The following is an 18,460-nucleotide window of genomic DNA, read 5'->3' as shown; positions in this document are numbered from 1 at the left end:
AATTACATCGTTTTTTATTTAAATTGTAAGCATTTTATCTGAATAGTGAACCGTTGATAGACAAAAAACAAACTTTTTGTTTTTATTTGCAAGCATTTATAATTTTTGACGCCAATAATTAGAAAATAAACAGACAATTTTTTAGAAAATAAAAAGGTCACCCTAAAATGAGTGACCTTAATAACACCGTTAACTTTAGTGATTGATGATTAATCTTGTTCTTGTTTTTTCAAAGCTGCACCAAGAATATCACCAAGAGAAGCACCTGAATCTGTAGAACCATATTGTGCAACAGCTTCTTTTTCCTCTGCGATTTCTAAAGCTTTAATCGATACTGAAATTTTACGTGTTTTTTTATCAAATGCTGTGATGCGCGCATCAACTTTTTGCCCAATTGCGAAACGCTCAGGACGTTGCTCATCACGATCACGCGCAAGATCAGCACGCCGAATGGTTGTCTCAAGGTTGTGGTCAATCAATTTCACACCAATGTCATTGTCATTAACAGCAATCACTTCGCATGTTACAACAGCACCTTTTCGCAATTCACCAGAAGCAGCTGCTTCTCCAACTTTATCGCTGGAAAGCTGCTTAATTCCAAGGGAAATGCGCTCTTTTTCAATGTCAACATCAAGGACCACAGCTTTAACGATATCGCCTTTATTGTAAGTATCAATAACTTGTTCACCAGGACGGTTCCAATCAAGATCAGACAAATGAACCATACCGTCAACATCGCCTTCAAGCCCAATAAACAGACCAAATTCTGTTTTATTTTTAACCTCTCCTTCAATTTGCGAATTGACAGGAAATTTATTGGCAAAAGCTTCCCATGGATTTTCAAATGTTTGCTTTAAGCCAAGAGAAATACGCCGTTTAGAAGGATCAATCTCAAGAACAACCACTTCTACTTCTTGTGATGTAGACAGAATTTTTCCAGGATGAACATTTTTCTTCGTCCAGCTCATTTCAGAAACATGGATCAGCCCTTCAATTCCTGGCTCAATTTCAACAAAACCACCGTAATCAGTAATGTTGGTAACAGCACCCGTAATTTTTTTACCAATTGGATACCGAACACTGATGCTTTCCCAAGGATCACTTTCAAGCTGTTTCATTCCAAGAGAAATACGGTGCGTATCCTGATTAATGCGAATAATCTGAACTTTAATCGTTTGGCCAATTGTGAGCACTTCAGATGGGTGATTAACACGCCGCCATGCCATATCTGTAACGTGCAAGAGACCATCAATCCCACCAAGATCAACAAAGGCACCATAATCTGTGATATTTTTCACCACACCTTCAACGATTTGGTTTTCTTCAAGATTTTGTACAATTTCTGAACGTTGCTCAGCGCGACTTTCTTCTAAAACAGTACGACGTGAAACCACAATATTACCACGACGACGATCCATCTTCAAAATTTCAAAGGACTGAGAATTATGCATGAGAGGTGAAACATCACGAATGGGACGAATATCAACTTGGCTGCGCGGCAAGAAAGCAACAGCACCATCAAGATCGACTGTAAAACCACCTTTTACTTGGCTAAAGATCACTCCATCAACGCGTGCACCAGCATTAAATTTTTCCTCCAAACGGACCCAACTTTCTTCGCGCCGTGCTTTTTCACGCGATAAAACAGCTTCACCCATCGCATTTTCAATGCGTTCAATGTAAACCTCAACTTCATCGCCAACTTGCAAAGAACCATCTTTTGCTTTAGCTCCAAATTCTTTGAGAGGAATACGTCCTTCGACTTTAAGACCAGCATCAATAATGGCCATGTCTTTTTCGATTGCAATAACACGACCTTTAACAACAGATCCTTCATTAAGATCATTAGTTTGAAAAGATTCTGTTAAAAGGGCTTCAAAATCCGCTGTTGTGGGATTGTATTGTGACATAAGAACTCCTAATATATACCTTGTATTATAAGGTATGAGCGCTAGGTTAGTGTTAACATAAGCAACTCCTTAGCCTTTTTCCTTGAATAAAGGAAGAAAAGTTAGCGCTAGGCTAGAAGTCACCTTAACGAATTTATCCAATTATATGCATTTTTATGATTGGATCAATAAAACTACATGCAATTTCGAATGTTGCTTCTATACTCAATTCTGACGTATCAAGCAAGTGGGCGTTTTTTGCTGGTTTTAGTGGACTTTGTTTGCGCGTTATATCGCGACTGTCGCGCTGTTCAAGTTGAGCTAGGATTTCATGATAATTTGCCTGAACACCTTTTTTTAAAATCTCCTGATAGCGACGTTTGGCGCGTGTTTGAACATTGGCTAGAACATAAAACTTGATATCGGCATCAGGACAAACAATAGTTCCGATATCACGCCCATCAAGCACACAGCCGGGCAAAACTTTAGCAAAGTTGCGTTGTTTTTCGACAAGAATTTTGCGTACAGAAGGGTTAATCGCTATTTTTGAAGCCGCTTCACCAAGTTCATGAGAAGAAAGAAGAGCAGAATTTAAGGTATTAAAATCAAGTTCTTTAGCATAAATAATAGCATTTTTTTCATCATTAAGAGCTAAATTTTGTTGTAAAAGCGTATGAGCAACACTACGATAAGTAAGGCCAGTATCGAGATGGCGAAGACGATAATGTGCAGCAATTTTGCGTGCTAATGTTCCTTTGCCTGAGGCTGCAGGTCCGTCAATGGCAATAACAAAAGGCTTCAAACGATTTTTCCCCCAAGTTGTTTTATAAAAGGAATAAATTCCGGAAAGCTCGTAGCGATCATTCGTTTATCATCGATGGTAACAGGTTTCTCTGATACAAGCCCAAAAATGAGAAAACACATAGCAATTCGATGATCAAGATGTGTGGAGACATGTCCACCCCCCAAACCTTTGGCAGAACCTTTCCCATAAACAATAAGAAAATCTTGACCTTCTTCACAGTCTACGCCATTAACTTTGAGTCCTTGAGCAACAGCAGACAATCGATCTGATTCTTTTACACGCAATTCTTCAATTCCTAACATCACTGTTTTTCCTTCTGCAAAGGCTGCTGCTACTGCCAAAGCAGGATATTCATCAATCATCGATGGAGCGCGCTCTTTGGGCACCGTAACGCCTCTAAGGACCGATGATTTTATCTGTAGATCAACAACATCTTCTCCGCCTGTTTGACGTCGGTTCAAAAATTCAATTTGAGCACCCATTTCCCACAATGTTTCGATAAGTCCTATTCGAGAGTCATTTATCAAAACATTTTCAATGGTGATATCAGAGTCTTCTACAAGAAGGGCTGCGATAATTGGAAAAGCAGCAGAAGAAGGATCCCCTGGGATATGAATCGTTTGCCCAGTAAGATGGGGCTGACCATTCAGATGAATCAAACGCGCACCTTCGTTATCTTTTTCTATTTCAAGTTGCGCACCGAATGCTTTTAACATTTTTTCCGTATGATCTCGTGTCAGAACTGGTTCAATAACAGTTGTAATGCCGGCGGTATTGAGTCCAGCAAGCAGGATCGCTGATTTAATTTGGGCGGAAGCTATTGGAACACGGTAACGAATCGGATTGGCCATTTTTGGACCATAAAGCGTTAAAGGAAGATGATCGTCGTGCGTTGCCTCAATTTCTACCCCCATGAGACGCAGTGGATCAAGGATACGTCCCATTGGACGCTTAGAGAGAGAAGCATCACCAATAAAGGTTGTTTTCATATGATATGGACCAACCATTCCCATAACCAAACGAGCACCTGTTCCGGCGTTTCCAAAGTCTAAAGGTTTTTGTGCAGCTAAAAGGCAACCATTCCCTGTTCCTCGTATGATCCAGAAGTCATCTTTTTTAATAATACAAGCACCCATAGCTTGCATAGCAGTAGCTGTATTGAGTACATCAGCACTTTCAAGTAATCCATGAATATATGTCTCACCATTTGCTAATCCTCCCAATATAAGAGAGCGATGAGAGATTGATTTATCTCCTGGTATTTGAATTTTTCCAGAGAGACTACTCGATTTATAGGTGGTTATAGGGATTGCTTTTTGCATGGAAATTCTATTTAATTCTATCTAACTTTTATGAAATTGTGTATCCTTTAGCACATGCTTTAAAAGACGTCATGAAAAAATCACTGTGGAACAATGTATTTATCTTTGACAAAGGCATTATTTTTCGATTAAGCACCATAAAATTTATCTTTTAATGGAATAATAGTTAATCAAAGAGGCACGGTTTATGGCAAAACAAGAACTTGGAACTAAACGTGTTGATCCAGAAACAGGAAAAAAATTTTACGATCTAAATCGCGATCCTATTGTGTCGCCCTATACAGGAATTTCTTATCCGCGTTCTTACTTTGAAGTTGCAGCAGCTGAAGCAAACAATGAGGAAGAAGTTGATACTGAAGAGCTTGATACAGCACTTGAAAAATCTGCTTTTATGCTTCTTGAAGATGATGATGAGGATCCTAAAGAGGACGATCTTCCTGATTTAGAAGATAGTGATGTAGATCTTGGTGATGATGATGATACATTTTTGTCTCATGATGGTGACGATGAAGATGATGATGTTACTGATATTCTCGGAGGTGGTGTTTCTAATGATGACGATTCTTAAGAGAAGTAAAAAGAAGACATCTTTTCCATTGAATGTAAATTCTTCTTGATCTTCAATTTTGATCGTTCTAGAAAAGCTGGAATTGTATACTTTCCTTTTGGGAAAATTTGTTTTTATAGGGGCTATAGCTCAGCTGGGAGAGCGCTTGCATGGCATGCAAGAGGTCAGCGGTTCGATCCCGCTTAGCTCCACCAAAAGGACCAACTGTTCTATCAAGGGAATCAAATAATAAAAGATGTGTGCATCAATTTAAAAGGTCTATGTTCTATTAATCATCATTCCAATAGCGCCTGTTCCTTGCATTTTAATGATATTATAATACATTTTTAATCATTTGTTGCTTTATAAAATTTTACTGTTGTAACTGTGAAAGTAGATAATTTTTTATGCTTTACACAGAAACAGAAAATGAGCTGTTTAACTTACGCCTTGTTTTAAAAGACAAAATTTGAATTTCCTTTATCACAATATTTCCACAAAATCATAATATGTTGATTATCGATATCTAAAAGGTACGAAGTACCTAAACAAAGATTATAGAATAAAATATACTTCTCAATTATTGCGAATCAAGACTTTTTTCGTGTATTTTTTGCCTGATCAGATGTCCTACAAGTTAAAAAATTGCCCACCTTGAGTAGCATCTACTTGGTCAATAATGAGGTATGTTAACGCTTAAATAACATATTGAATCAATTAATTTTTTTCCTTGCACGTCACAAGCAAGATTGAGGTATGAGAGCAAAGTGGCGCCACCGTTATACGTGCTAATTCCCAATGTTTCCGATAATTCTTACATTTGAGAATGTTCGTAAGAGACATTTTTAGTCTTTTCTTTCACAGCTTTTATCCACATGCCAATTGCACTTGTTATGTGCAAGCCAATGTTTTTATTGATTCAACCTCAAGAGATCTGAAACGATAAAACCCTACGCCATTCGAGATTCTCACTTTAATATGATGCTCGAATTGCATTTTTTTGATTACTATTTTATACGCTTAACAAAGAAAATATTCATGTAATAATCAGCCAGTAATACGCATAATGAAAATAAAAAATGATATTATATTTCAAAATTTTTCTTCAATAATATCTAGTACTTAGCCCAGTGCGAAATGCCAGCGCCAAATAGAAGATAGTTTCCATTGTAAATTTTTTAAACACAGGAAGTCAAAACATCGAAAGTGCACTCAAATATATTGCGTATTCAAAAGCTTCGGTCTCTTGAGTTTATTCTAAAAAATAACAATTCACTTCATTTGACAATCGAAAAAATGATACAGCCCCTTGTCACACCATAAGAAATTTTGCCCTTAAATAATTTTACCACAACAATTCCCTAATTGAGATTTGCAAAAACCTTCCCTAACGCCATCCACATCTCTTTAATTGCTGTTCATAGAGCCTCGATATCCTTGCCATGCGCTGTGCTGCCTGTGAAAGCGCCGCAGAGGCATGCCCGCCACTACGCGCATAAGCACCATGTCCCATATGATAATTTAAATAAAGGCTATATGCATCATCAAATCTCACCCCATTGCGTTGAACACTTTGGCGATGGTACCAAGCAATAAAATCAGCAGAATCTGCAAAATTCGTACGCCATGCAAAAGATCTGCCCGTAGAGCGAAGATACATTGCCCATGTACTGTCAAGCGCTTGAGAATAACCATAAGCTGTCGATTGACGCTTCCATGGAATAAAACCAAGTAGTTTTTTACGTGGAGGACGTGCATTGTGACGAAAGCTCGATTCCATCTTAATAGTTGCAAGAATAATCGGCATAGGAATTCCGTAGCGCATTTCTGCTCTTTGAGACACCTTACCCCAATTATCAAAAAAACCATTTTTTTGTGCTAAAATAGCACAAGCATTGTTTGTGTGTGAGGGAGTGGTTGTTGCACATCCCTCTAGCAGAAACACCAGTGCCCCTAAAAACAAAAGGTGTCGCATATTCCTATTCCTCTCGTTTAAGAAATAAAACAAGATAGAGATACTAAAAAAGTATTACCAATCAATAAAGAACATGTTCTGACTTGTGATATTTAAGAAGCTTGCTTTGATTTATTCCTCATCAGCAAAACGCAATGTTTGCGACTGAGCCAATGTTGTCATTTTTGTTGGTTCAGAGTGATTCTCTTTTAATTCAACAGTTTCAATGCGATTTGCCCGTTTCATAATTTTGGAAGACGATATCAAAATTCCCTCTATATCTTCACCTGCTTTGTGAAAGTGCTTCTGTAGTGCGCGAACACGTATATCCATTCGTCCAAAATCTTCCATCAATTTTGCTACTTCTGATTGAATTAAATGCGCTTGTTCACGCATCCGTGCATCTTTCATAATGGTTTGTACCACTTGGACAGAGAGCATCAACAAAGATGGTGAAACAATAATCACATGAGCTCTATTGGATTTTTGTACCAATGCCTCAAAGTCTTCATAAATTGTTGCAAAAATCGATTCAGATGGCACAAAAAGGAAAGCAGTGTCATGGGTTTCTCCAGGAATCAAATATTTTTGTGCAATATCACGAATATGAACTTCCATATCGGTACGAAATTGGCGTTCTGCCTCTTGACGTTCTTGCGCTAATTCTGCCTTACGCATAGCATTCCACGCCTCCAGAGGGAATTTAGCATCAACAACAAGAGAAGGGGCTTTATTGGGCATATGAATGAGGCAATCTGGACGCTTTCCATTGGAAAGAACAGCTTGAAAAGCATAAGCATTTGTTGGTAAGGCATCGGCAATAATGGCTTCCATCCGCCCCTGACCAAAAGTACCACGTGTCTGCTTATTGCTTAAAATGGACTGCAACTGAACAACTTGTCCCGTAAGCGATTGAATATTATTTTGTGCTGCATCAATCACTGCTAAACGCTCTTGCAAACGATTCAAATTTTCATAAGTGGATTTGGTCTGTACCTGAAGTGTTTGACCTAAGCTTGTTGTCATCCCATTGAGTTGCTCACTGAGTGATTTATTCAATTCAGCCTGCCGTTGACCAAAAATTTCCGCCATCGTTTGCATTCGCCCTTGCATTTCAGCTTGTGTTTTCAGCAAGTTAGCCATCTGCATTTGTGCCTCGCGTGCGCGTTCAGCAATTTCATTTTCTAAAAATGCTTTTTTTCGATGAGAATGTATCAACATAAAAAATGCCAAACAGACAAGTAAAAATAAAAGCAAAAGCATTAGTTTAGAAAAAAACTCACCAGCGAGTATGGAAAAAAACGAATCAAACATAAATTGTAATATAACGCTCTTATTGTAAAAAAACGCAAGAATCCGTTATTCAATATTGACCAATAACAAACCATTGATTAATCTCTACTTATGCTAGTGAGATCTTTAGTTACTTTACCTGATCCGATTTTACGGGAAGTATCCAAACCTGTTGAGCAGGTCGATTCAGCTCTCCAAAAACTTACGGATGATATGTTGGAAACCATGTATAATGCTAAAGGCGTTGGTCTTGCTGCTATTCAAATTGGTATACCGCTACGTATGTTGGTTATAGATGTCTCTAGAAATTCTGAAGATGAGCAGAAAAAGCCATTTGTTATTATCAACCCTGAAATTTTATGGCTTTCAGATGAGCGTAATATTTACAAAGAAGGTTGTCTTTCTATTCCTGATTATTTTGCAGAGGTTGAGCGTCCTAAACGCCTTCGTGTTCGCTACCAAAACCGTGAAGGAAAACAAACAGAAATTGAAGCAGACGATCTCTTGGCAACTTGCTTGCAGCATGAAATTGATCATTTAGATGGGCGCCTTTTTATTGATTACATTTCAAAGATCAAACGCGATATGGTGATACGAAAATTTAAAAAACGCGCAAAAGAAAAAAACATGCAGGAAGCAGTTTTATAATGGCTTTACGATTAAGTTTTATGGGGACACCAGATTTTTCTGTTCCTATTTTACATGCTTTATTGGATGCAGGTCATGATGTTGTTGCTGTTTATAGTCAACCCCCTCGCCCAGCTGGGCGTCGAGGACTTAAATTAATCCCCTCAGCTGTTCACAACGTAGCAAAAGAAAAATCTATTCCTGTCTTCACGCCTCAAACACTCAAAACAATCGAACAACAGAAGCAATTTGCAGCACTTTCTATTGATGCTGCTATTGTGGTAGCTTATGGGCTCCTTTTACCCAAAGCTATTCTCGAAACGCCGCGTTTTGGTTGTTTTAATGCCCACGCTTCACTCTTACCACGTTGGCGTGGTGCTGCGCCTATTCAACGAGCAATTATGGCTGGTGATAAAGAAACAGGTATCATGATCATGAAAATGGATGAAGGACTTGATACAGGACCTATCGCTCTTTCTCGTTCCATTCCCATTACTAATAACACCACCACTGCTGAGCTTTTAAACAAACTTTCACATATTGGCGCAGAACTTATGGTAGAAACTTTATCAATTCTTGAAAAGGGACAACTGAAACTGACCCCACAATCAGAGGAAGGCGTCACCTATGCTGCCAAAATCAAAAAGGAAGAAACCCGCATTGATTGGACAAAGCCTGCAGAGTTTATTCATAGGCATATCCGTGCGCTCTCTCCTTCTCCTGGTTGCTGGTGCAACATGAATATTGGGGGACGAGAAGAACGTGTAAAAATTCTTGATAGTCGCTTAACAACAGGTCCTTCTCTTGAAATTGGACGGATAGAACCAGATTCTTTGATTGTCCATTGTGGACAAGGGCGGATAGAAATAACCTCTCTCCAAAGATCTGGCGGTAAAGTCCTTGAGAGCGCAACCTTTTTGCGAGGTGCTCACATTTCTGCTGTTTTTTAAGATGCCACGTTTTAAACTCACTCTTGAATATGATGGTTCAAATTATGCTGGTTGGCAGCGTCAAGCAAAACTTCACACTGTACAAGGAGCTCTTGAACAGGCAATCTTTTCCTTTAGTGGACAACAATTGACCATAACAACAGCAGGAAGAACCGATGCGGGCGTACACGCTACGGGACAAGTTGCGCATGTTGATTTCATAAAAAACTGGCATCCCCATACTGTACGTGATGCGCTCAATGCTCTTTTACGTAAACAAGGAGAAGCGATTTCAGTCTTAAACGTACAAAATGTCCCTGATGACTTTGATGCACGATTTTCTGCAACCAAACGCCATTATCTTTTTAAAATTCTTAATCGTCGCTCTCCACCAACCTTAAATGCCAAACGCGTGTGGTGGTTGCCAAAGCCTCTTAATGCTGAAGCCATGCATGAAGCTGCTCAAAAGCTTGTAGGAAAACATGATTTTACCACTTTCCGTTCAGCACATTGCCAAGCCAAAAGCCCTATTCGCACCCTTGAACGCCTCGATATTCAAAGAGAAGGTGAAGAAATTTTCCTTTATGCGCAAGCTCGTTCTTTTCTTCATCATCAAATCCGTTCATTCGCAGGAAGCCTCATGGAAGTGGGTATTGGACGTTGGACAGCTCAAGATCTCGAAGCAGCTCTTCATGCTAAAGATCGTAAACGTTGTGGTGTTGTTGCTCCTCCTTCAGGACTTTATTTAACCAAAGTAGAGTACTAATTATCCTTCAAGAATGAACGTCTTAAAAGTCGTTAAGGCAGTTTATAAAAAGAACGAATTTCTTCAAAAGCTTCTGCTGCTGTATTGACAAATTTCATATAATTAACATCAGTAGGAGAAATTGTACCTTGTTCAGACAGATACTCAAAATTGATAGCATTGCTCCAAAATTCTTTGCCAAACAATAAAATTGGTACCTGCTTCATACGCCCCGTCTGTACTAAAGTTAACGTCTCAAACAGTTCATCCAGAGTCCCAAATCCTCCAGGGAAAACAACTAATGCTTTCGCTCGTACTAAAAAGTGCATTTTGCGCATCCCCAAATAATGAAAATTGAAACACAAATACGGCGACACATACGAATTAGGCTCTTGCTCATGTGGTAAAATAATATTCAAGCCAATCGTTGGGGCACCAACATCACAAGCACCACGATTTCCCGCCTCCATGATTCCTGGTCCGCCCCCCGTAACAACCACAAATTCACGATATTCTGTCGTAGCAGAATAAAGTGAGCACAAACGCGCAAACTCTCTTGCTTCATCGTAATAATGTGACATAGCACGCAAATTTTTCTTTTGTATTTCATTTTTTGCAGCCCACGCTGCTTGCCCAGGTTCAGGAATACGCGCACCACCAAATAAAACAACTGTTGATTGAATATCATATTCTTTAAGGGTTATTTCCGGCTTTAAAAATTCAAGACCAATACGTTGTGAGCGCAGCTCTGGACGCATCATAAAATCTTGATCGATATACGCTAAACGATAAGTAGACGAACGCATTTGGGCTGAATTAGAGATTTTATGTATTTGCTGTAGAGCATCCTTCGTATGGAGAAGCGGTGTCCAGTTTTCTTGCTCTGCTTTTCTTTTTTCTTTACAGTTTTTTTTCATGCACCTGTCCTACTTCTTCATCGTTTTATTGACTGAACACTTTTCTTCGCGTAGTTCATAGAGGATAAATCTTGAAGCTTCAACTTGTTTAACGGAACTCTCGTCATGACCCATCTCACACAACTTGAAATGATTATCGAACAAGCCTTTGACGATCGCGATTCTATCGATACTACCACAAAAGGCGAAATCCGTGAGAGTGTCGAACATGCATTGAACCTTCTTGATAAAGGTGAAATCCGTGTTGCAGAGCAACAAAAAAATGGACAATGGCATGTTCATCAATGGTTGAAAAAAGCGGTTTTGCTCTCTTTTCGGCTTAATCCTATGCAAATTATTACTGGTGGAATCAATGGAACACATTGGTGGGATAAAGTTCCTTCAAAATTCTCTGGTTGGCAAGAGGAAGATTTTAAAAGTGCTGATTTCCGTTCCGTTCCTGGAGCCATTGTACGTCATTCTGCTTACATTGCACCCAACGTTATATTGATGCCATCCTTTGTCAATCTTGGTGCTTTTATCGATGAGGGCACAATGGTTGATACATGGACCACTGTTGGTTCTTGTGCACAAATTGGTAAACATGTCCATCTTTCTGGCGGTGTTGGTATTGGAGGTGTTTTGGAGCCACTGCAAGCAAATCCAACGATCATTGAAGATCATTGCTTTATCGGTGCTCGCTCTGAAATTGTTGAAGGCTGTATTATCCGTGAAGGTGCTGTTTTGGGAATGGGAGTCTTTATTGGAAAATCTACAAAGATTATTGATCGTACAACAGGTGAAATTTTTATCGGTGAAGTACCAGCCTATTCAGTGGTTGTACCAGGTTCTCTCCCTGGAAAACCTTTACCAAATGGTGAAGCAGGACCGAGCCTTTATTGTGCTGTTATCGTAAAACGCGTTGATCAAAAAACACGAGAAAAAACATCCATTAATGATCTTTTACGTTCTTAAACAGAAGATTAATTCATAATAATATTTCATCGTTTTTTTACTTGAATAATAACCTCGAATACAAGGATTCCCTCACTTCAAATTCTTTCATAGTGAATCAGTCACTATCATTCCCTTGCACATTACAAACGCAATTGGTGTGTGGGTAAGAAGCACTTTAAGAAAAGAGTAAAAATATCTTTAATGACTTCTCTTAAGTGATAAGGATTGTAATAATATTTTGAGCTGGAAAAGGGTATGATGGATACGCTTTACACCTTTATGACGCGTAAAGACGGTGATGCCAAATGGATTTTATATCATTCATAGTATATGTTACTTTATATTTTTCACAGCCCCCATTGTGAAATGGGGTTTGATGCATTGAATGATGATTCACTAAAAAAAGCACACCAATATGCACCATAAATGTATTTCATTTAAAGCATTCTGTTTTACGTGAGAAGCATGACACCATTACGCAATAAACAAAAATATGAAACACCGCGCAATTCTATTTAAAAGTGTTCTTTAAGCATCTGAACCAATCGACAAAAGCACAATCAATGAGAGAAAATACTCCTTTTTTCATTATTTATTCATTTTGAGCGCTTGAATAAATGCCGATTGTGGAATTTCTACTTTCCCAAATTGGCGCATCCGCTTTTTGCCTTCTTTTTGTTTTTCCAAAAGTTTGCGCTTACGCGTGACATCGCCCCCGTAACATTTCGCTGTTACATCTTTACGCAAAGCACGAATTGTTTCGCGCGCTATAACTTTACCACCAATAGCCGCTTGAACTGGAATCTGAAACATATGCTGGGGAATAAGATCTTTCAGTTTTTCACACATGGAACGCCCGCGCTTTTCTGCAATCGTGCGGTGCACAAGCATCGACAATGCATCAATAGACTCTCCATTTACCAAAATAGACATTTTAACTAAATCCCCCTCCGCATAATCGGTCATCTGATAATCAAAAGAAGCATAACCCTTTGAGATCGATTTTAGCCGATCATAAAAATCAAAAACAACTTCATTCAGTGGTAAATCATACGTTACCATAGCACGGGTTCCAACATAGGACAAACCAACCTGTACCCCCCGCCGCTCTTGGCATAGTTCTAAAATTGACCCAAGATAATTATCAGGAGTCATGATTGTCGCCCGAATCCATGGTTCTTCAATGGAAGAAATTTTAACCACATCAGGCATATCCGCTGGATTATGCAACTCTTTAACAGAACCATCATTCATATTCATGCGATAAACAACCGAAGGTGCTGTCGCGATTAAATCCAAATTAAACTCACGCTCTAATCGCTCTTGAATAATTTCAAGATGAAGAAGTCCCAAAAATCCACAGCGAAAACCAAAACCCAAAGCCGCAGATGTTTCCATTTCAAAAGAAAAACTCGCATCATTTAAGCGTAATTTGCCCATGGCTGCACGCAAATCATCAAAATCGGCAGCATCAATTGGAAAAAGACCACAAAAGACAACTGGTTGCGCCGGCTTAAAACCTGGCAAAGCATTTTCACAAGGACGACGCTCTTCAGTAATCGTATCCCCAACCCGTGTATCTGCTACCTCTTTGATAGAGGCAGTGATAAAACCAATCTCGCCTGGTCCTAACTCATCAACCTGTACCATTTTAGGTGTAAACACCCCAACGCGCTCAACTGGATATTTTGCTCCTGTACCCATCATACGAATGGTTTGGCCTTTTTTTAAAATACCATCTATCACCCGTACCAAAACAATGACACCAAGATATGCATCATACCAACTATCAACCAACATAGCTTTCAAGGGATTTGCAACATCGCCTGTGTGTGGAGGTGGTAATTGTGTAACAATTGCCTCCAAAACATCCGGAACACCTAAGCCTGTTTTTGCTGATATTTCTACTGCTTGAGATGTATCAATGCCTATCACATCTTCAATTTGTTCTTTAACACGCTCAGGTTCTGCTGCTGGAAGATCAACTTTATTGAGCACAACGACCAACTCATGGGAATTATCAATGGCTTGATAAACATTTGCTAACGTCTGCGCCTCTACACCTTGGCTTGCATCCACCACCAACAGAGAACCTTCACAAGCTGCCAATGAACGCGAAACCTCATAAGCAAAATCCACATGTCCAGGTGTATCCATGAGATTTAAAATATAGGTTTCACCACTCTTTGCCTTATAGTGTAAACGTACCGTTTGTGCTTTAATAGTAATTCCACGTTCACGCTCAATATCCATGGAATCGAGTACTTGTTCTTTCATCTCACGTGTATCAAGCCCACCTGTTATTTGAATCAAACGATCAGCTAAAGTGGATTTTCCGTGATCAATATGTGCCACGATGGAAAAATTACGAATATAATTACGATCTATTGTCATATAAGGCGATTTAGCAAAGAATAATACAAAACGCAAAGACCAATTATGCTCTGGCTTCTATCAAAAGAATATAAACTTAAAAAGCGTCTCAAAACACAACTTTTCATAATCTAAAAAATGAGGCTTTTATTTGCTAAATTGAATCCAAGGGTGCTAAAATAATCTTTCCACACCTTATTTGACGACTCATATACTGGATAAGCCAGTACCATCACACACCTTGCCAATATCCAATGTTGCGACGATCCTTTATACTTGAAAAAGTTTATAAGAGATATGCCTTTCTTTTACAGTTTTTACCCACATGGCCTACCCGTTTGTGACGTGTAAGAAAGTAGATTTGGATTGATTTAACATGAAAAAGATTTGAAGTGAGAAAATTTTACAGTATTCAGGATTCTAATTCAATGTGAATAATGCTATACTACCATTATAAATCAATATGTTATAACATTTATATGATGGGCATGTATATCACTTAAACTTGCAATAAAATTCGCAAGAAATGCTTTTTTATTTATACGCAATAATCTGCTTTTTTAGTAATCTTATATAAAACAACATGAATATCGAGGGAGCTTCTTCTCGATTTTTAAAAATTTAGAAATATGCTCTGTTGAATGATGTTTTTATGTACTGTTTATATAACTCCTTCCTCTCTCCACTAAAGATAAAAAACACCAATCCTCTTCGATTCTTTTCATTGGATAACGCATTGATTTATAATGACCGTTTATTGTTTTGCAATTTAAATGAAAACTCTGAATATCGCGAGCCCCTCTCATTTTAAATTTTCTCATAGTGAATCAATCAATTTTTTTGCTTCCCCATTATAAAACAGGGCTAGTATATGGATAAAAACGTTTAAGAAATGAGTAAAAATGCCTCTCTCTTTTTCAAATGCCAAAGGCTGTCGTAATATTGAGAACGGACAAAGAAAATGCTAGTGCCTTTTGTTTTAAGTAAAACGATGATGCTTTGTGGTTTTTATATACTTCACGCGGACCGTTAATGAATATGATGCATATTGAGAAAATTGTCTTTTTACAAAACGCGTTAATATACAACATTATAGGAGGCTGCTTTAGGCGTTCTATTTTACGTGAAAAGCGTGATCCCGTGAAGAACAAAAGGAATAATGTGCAATAATACATAATTTTCGTTATGCAAAAACATTACCGTGAGTGTTTTTGAAAGTTGTAAAGCCGAATTTAAAAATGATCGTAACGAGGGGCGTTAATTTTTACCTTTATATCACCTCATGCTTTGGTTCAATGAAGGTTGTTTTCCCGTTTCAGTAGTTAAGCAAACAGATAAATATTATTGCTCCAATTTGCTATACAAAAGCTGGAATAGCTTATAAAGCCTCCTTATCTTCATATTAAAAAAAGCTTCAAAAATGAAAACTCTACAAGCAAAAATTCTATGTAATAAAATCATACTAGAAAGGGTGCATAGCTAATCAATTTTTTTAATTGCTTTATTTTTTTTACGCCATTGTGAAGGTTGTAATTCAGCCACAATGATCCCAATCAGAATAAGCAAACCGCCCAATAAAGCTAAGGGAGATAAATGCTCTCCAGCCAAACGCCCAACAATACCAGCCCATACCGGTTCACCTGCGTAAATGAGTGTCGCACGCGTAGGGGAAATGGACTTTTGTGCCCAATTCATAGCTAATTGAATGATGGCACTCATTAATGCTAACCCTATACCAATATTAAACCACACCCACGAAAATTCAGGGATGCTTTCACCCATCAAAGGCATACAAGCAAATGAAAAAAAACCACTAAAAAATAACTGTATAATGGTCACACGCCGACTATCAACCTTATTGGCAAAAATTCCAATAAGTATGACTTCTCCAGCAATCGCTAAAGCACCTAACAAAGTCAAAATTTCGCCTTTTGAAAAATCAAAATTTCCCGGCTTTTGTCCTGAAATAAGTACAAGCCCGATAAAAGCGAAAACAATACCAACCCAACAAGCAAAACGGGGAGGTTTTTTAAAAACAATCCATTGCAAGATTGGAACCATAGGCACATAAAGCGCTGTAATAAAAGCTGACTGACTACTAATAATTGTTTGAAGTCCAGCTGCTTGAAAAGCATAACCAAAAAACATGGCTAAACCAATCGCCATCCCAGCGAAAACTTCATAAACAGTTATACCTTTTATAGAGCGCCAAAAAACTACCCCACATATAAGAGATGCAACAATAAAACGAAATCCAACAAAAAACAGAGGGCCGCTATAGCGTACCGCAATATGAATGACTAAAAATGTAATGCCCCACAATATTGTCGCGGTAAATATTGCCAATTCTGGCTTACTTAATAAAGGATATTTAAACTGTTTTATATTCGTCATGAAAAACTTTCTCTTCCAATTTTCCTTACAATTTATGAAACAATAAGCGTTCCAACTCCCTGTTCGGTAAACAGTTCTAGTAAAACAGAATGAGGAGTTTTACCATTTAAAATGACAACACCTTCCACACCGTTTTGAAGGGCTTTTATACAAGTCTCTACTTTTGGAATCATGCCTCCTGAAATCGTCCCATTTTTAATAAATTTTTCAGCTTCAGAAACAGTCAATTCTTTTAAAAGTTGACCCTGTTTATCCAAAACACCAGGAACATCAGTGAGAAATAAAAGGCGTTTAGCCTCTAATGCACCAGCAATAGCCCCAGCAAAAATATCAGCATTAATATTATAGGTTTTTCCATCGCGTCCCGGAGCCACAGGAGCAAGAACTGGTATCATTTCAGAACATGCTAAAAGATCTAGCAATGTGCGATCAACTTCAACAGGCTCACCAACAAATCCCAAATCTAAAACACGTTCAATATGCGAATCAGGATCAATGACAGTTTTATAAGCCTTTTCGGCAAAAACCATATTGCCATCCTTGCCGCATAACCCTATTGCCCATTCACCTTCAGCATTGATGAGAGCAACAATTTCTTTATTTATGGAACCAGCCAAAACCATTTCAACGACTTCAACGATCCGCTCGTCGGTTACCCGTAAACCATTTTCAAATCGTGATTCAATCCCCATTTTCATCAAAATTTCAGCAATTTGAGGTCCTCCACCATGAACAACAACAGGGTTAATCCCTGATTGCTTTAATAGAGCAATGTCACGCGCAAATGCTCGCCCCAAGGCAGGATCACCCATAGCATGACCGCCATATTTTACCACGACCGTTTCATTTTCATATTTTTGCATATAAGGTAAAGCAGACGATAAAAATGCTGCTTGTTTTTCCAAAACATCTACAGCACCGTTTTTAGCATCATCCATTAATAGAGCCTCCTCATCACTTTTTACCATCTCTAATGGAATTTAGGAAAAGTGAAAACAATAAAACAAAGCTTTACTCTATCTACCCTCTGAAAATCATCAATTTTCCTCTAAATTATGAAAAAAGAATAGCGAAATGAAATACAAAAACTTCCTTTAAAAATTGACTGCGAAAAATTAAACAAAATAGGTGTAAAAAAACGTCATTATTTTACGATCTTATATACAAAATTGAAAAGCCAACTTTTGAAGCTATGCTGTACATTCAACTCATTAGTTTATGCCTATGGATACTTAACAATGAATAGGAATATATACAACTATTGATTTTGTAAGATAAAAACAAAGTTTATTATAATAATAAAATTAACATATCACCAAGATAAGAAATCACTCAACCGCTTTATAGCTCATCTCAATAAATTATAACTTTGGTTTTAAAAATTTAACTTTTTCTCAATCATTAAATATGAGAAAATGTCAATTGAACGCTCCTTATGGAGAATTATAATAAGTTGATTTATAATAATAATTTATCTTTTTATATCATAAAATCGAAAAAATGCTTTGCAAAATTATCATATATTGTGACTTTATTGCGAATAGCTCTTCAGAAGCATCTTCGTAAAAGCATTTAATTGTTTAGATTACTCTCTTCGTAAGATTTTATAAAATTTCTCATTTTCATGATCTGTCATTAAGTTTTTCTTTCTGCATAGCAATACATGCTTGGATTATTCAATGTCTTTTAGAATTTTTAATTCTTTTAATGTTATTTTATGAAATAATTT

14 protein-coding genes and 1 tRNA gene are annotated in these 18,460 nt (G+C 37.8%); 6 read left to right on the top strand and 9 right to left on the bottom strand.

Annotated elements, in window-relative coordinates; translation table 11 throughout:
• Positions 1-209: 209 nt before the first annotated feature.
• The 3 genes from rpsA to aroA all read right to left on the bottom strand — a co-directional run bounded on the left by rpsA (position 210) and on the right by aroA (position 4,016).
• Positions 210-1,910 (bottom strand): 30S ribosomal protein S1, encoded by a 1,701-nt coding sequence (gene rpsA / locus PVV60_RS00615; RefSeq protein ID WP_026500132.1) that lies wholly within the window; start codon positions 1,908-1,910, stop codon positions 210-212.
• Positions 1,911-2,043: 133 nt separating this feature from the next.
• On the bottom strand, positions 2,044-2,691 hold the full coding sequence (cmk, locus tag PVV60_RS00610) for a (d)CMP kinase (protein WP_273722434.1): 648 nt from the start codon (positions 2,689-2,691) through the stop codon (positions 2,044-2,046).
• On the bottom strand, positions 2,688-4,016 hold the full coding sequence (aroA, locus tag PVV60_RS00605) for a 3-phosphoshikimate 1-carboxyvinyltransferase (protein ID WP_273722433.1): 1,329 nt from the start codon (positions 4,014-4,016) through the stop codon (positions 2,688-2,690). The genes cmk and aroA overlap by 4 nt, the downstream gene beginning before the upstream one ends.
• 187 nt (positions 4,017-4,203) lie before the next feature.
• On the opposite strand from aroA, the gene PVV60_RS00600 reads away from it, so the two are divergent.
• A complete protein-coding gene (locus PVV60_RS00600) occupies positions 4,204-4,584 on the top strand; it encodes a TIGR02300 family protein (protein ID WP_273722432.1) in 381 nt (126 codons plus the stop codon).
• Positions 4,585-4,702: 118 nt separating this feature from the next.
• Positions 4,703-4,778 (top strand) — tRNA-Ala (locus tag PVV60_RS00595).
• Positions 4,779-5,950: 1,172 nt separating this feature from the next.
• Here PVV60_RS00595 and PVV60_RS00590 read toward each other — a convergent pair.
• Entirely contained in the window at positions 5,951-6,538 is a 588-nt protein-coding gene (locus PVV60_RS00590) for a hypothetical protein (RefSeq protein ID WP_273722431.1), read from the bottom strand.
• A gap of 111 nt (positions 6,539-6,649) precedes the next feature.
• Entirely contained in the window at positions 6,650-7,831 is a 1,182-nt protein-coding gene (locus PVV60_RS00585; RefSeq protein ID WP_273722430.1) for a DNA recombination protein RmuC, read from the bottom strand.
• A gap of 90 nt (positions 7,832-7,921) precedes the next feature.
• Here PVV60_RS00585 and def point away from each other — a divergent pair, with 90 nt between their 5' ends.
• Genes def through truA form a run of 3 tightly spaced genes read left to right on the top strand, consistent with a single transcriptional unit; the run spans position 7,922 to position 10,132 of the window.
• Positions 7,922-8,458 (top strand): peptide deformylase, encoded by a 537-nt coding sequence (gene def, locus PVV60_RS00580; protein WP_273722429.1) that lies wholly within the window; start codon positions 7,922-7,924, stop codon positions 8,456-8,458.
• Positions 8,458-9,387: a methionyl-tRNA formyltransferase gene (gene fmt / locus PVV60_RS00575; protein ID WP_273722428.1), complete on the top strand. Its 930-nt coding sequence runs from the start codon at positions 8,458-8,460 to the stop codon at positions 9,385-9,387. Before def ends, fmt begins: the two co-directional genes overlap by 1 nt.
• Position 9,388: 1 nt before the next feature.
• Entirely contained in the window at positions 9,389-10,132 is a 744-nt protein-coding gene (gene truA / locus PVV60_RS00570; RefSeq protein WP_273722427.1) for a tRNA pseudouridine(38-40) synthase TruA, read from the top strand.
• Between the two features lie 32 nt (positions 10,133-10,164).
• On the opposite strand, the gene PVV60_RS00565 is transcribed toward truA, so the two are convergent.
• Positions 10,165-11,028, bottom strand: a complete 864-nt coding sequence (locus PVV60_RS00565; RefSeq protein ID WP_273722426.1) for an LOG family protein — start codon at positions 11,026-11,028, stop codon at positions 10,165-10,167.
• Between the two features lie 105 nt (positions 11,029-11,133).
• On the opposite strand from PVV60_RS00565, the gene dapD reads away from it, so the two are divergent.
• Positions 11,134-11,982: a 2,3,4,5-tetrahydropyridine-2,6-dicarboxylate N-succinyltransferase gene (gene dapD, locus PVV60_RS00560; RefSeq protein WP_273722425.1), complete on the top strand. Its 849-nt coding sequence runs from the start codon at positions 11,134-11,136 to the stop codon at positions 11,980-11,982.
• Between the two features lie 570 nt (positions 11,983-12,552).
• Here the strand turns inward: dapD and lepA are convergent.
• The 3 genes from lepA to argB form a co-directional block, all read right to left on the bottom strand.
• Positions 12,553-14,358 (bottom strand): translation elongation factor 4, encoded by a 1,806-nt coding sequence (gene lepA, locus PVV60_RS00555; RefSeq protein WP_273722489.1) that lies wholly within the window; start codon positions 14,356-14,358, stop codon positions 12,553-12,555.
• A 1,458-nt stretch (positions 14,359-15,816) separates the two neighbouring features.
• On the bottom strand, positions 15,817-16,731 hold the full coding sequence (locus PVV60_RS00550; protein ID WP_273722424.1) for a DMT family transporter: 915 nt from the start codon (positions 16,729-16,731) through the stop codon (positions 15,817-15,819).
• Positions 16,732-16,763: 32 nt separating this feature from the next.
• Positions 16,764-17,669 carry an acetylglutamate kinase gene (argB, locus tag PVV60_RS00545; protein ID WP_273722423.1) on the bottom strand — a complete coding sequence of 302 codons (906 nt, stop codon included), beginning with the start codon at positions 17,667-17,669 and terminating at the stop codon, positions 16,764-16,766.
• Between the last annotated feature and the right edge of the window lie 791 nt (positions 17,670-18,460).

The organism is Bartonella sp. AU18XJBT (assembly GCF_028618595.1).
Lineage (GTDB): Bacteria > Pseudomonadota > Alphaproteobacteria > Rhizobiales > Rhizobiaceae > Bartonella.
Note: the sequence above shows the minus strand (reverse complement) of the source record. Positions and strands in the feature narration are given on the sequence as shown.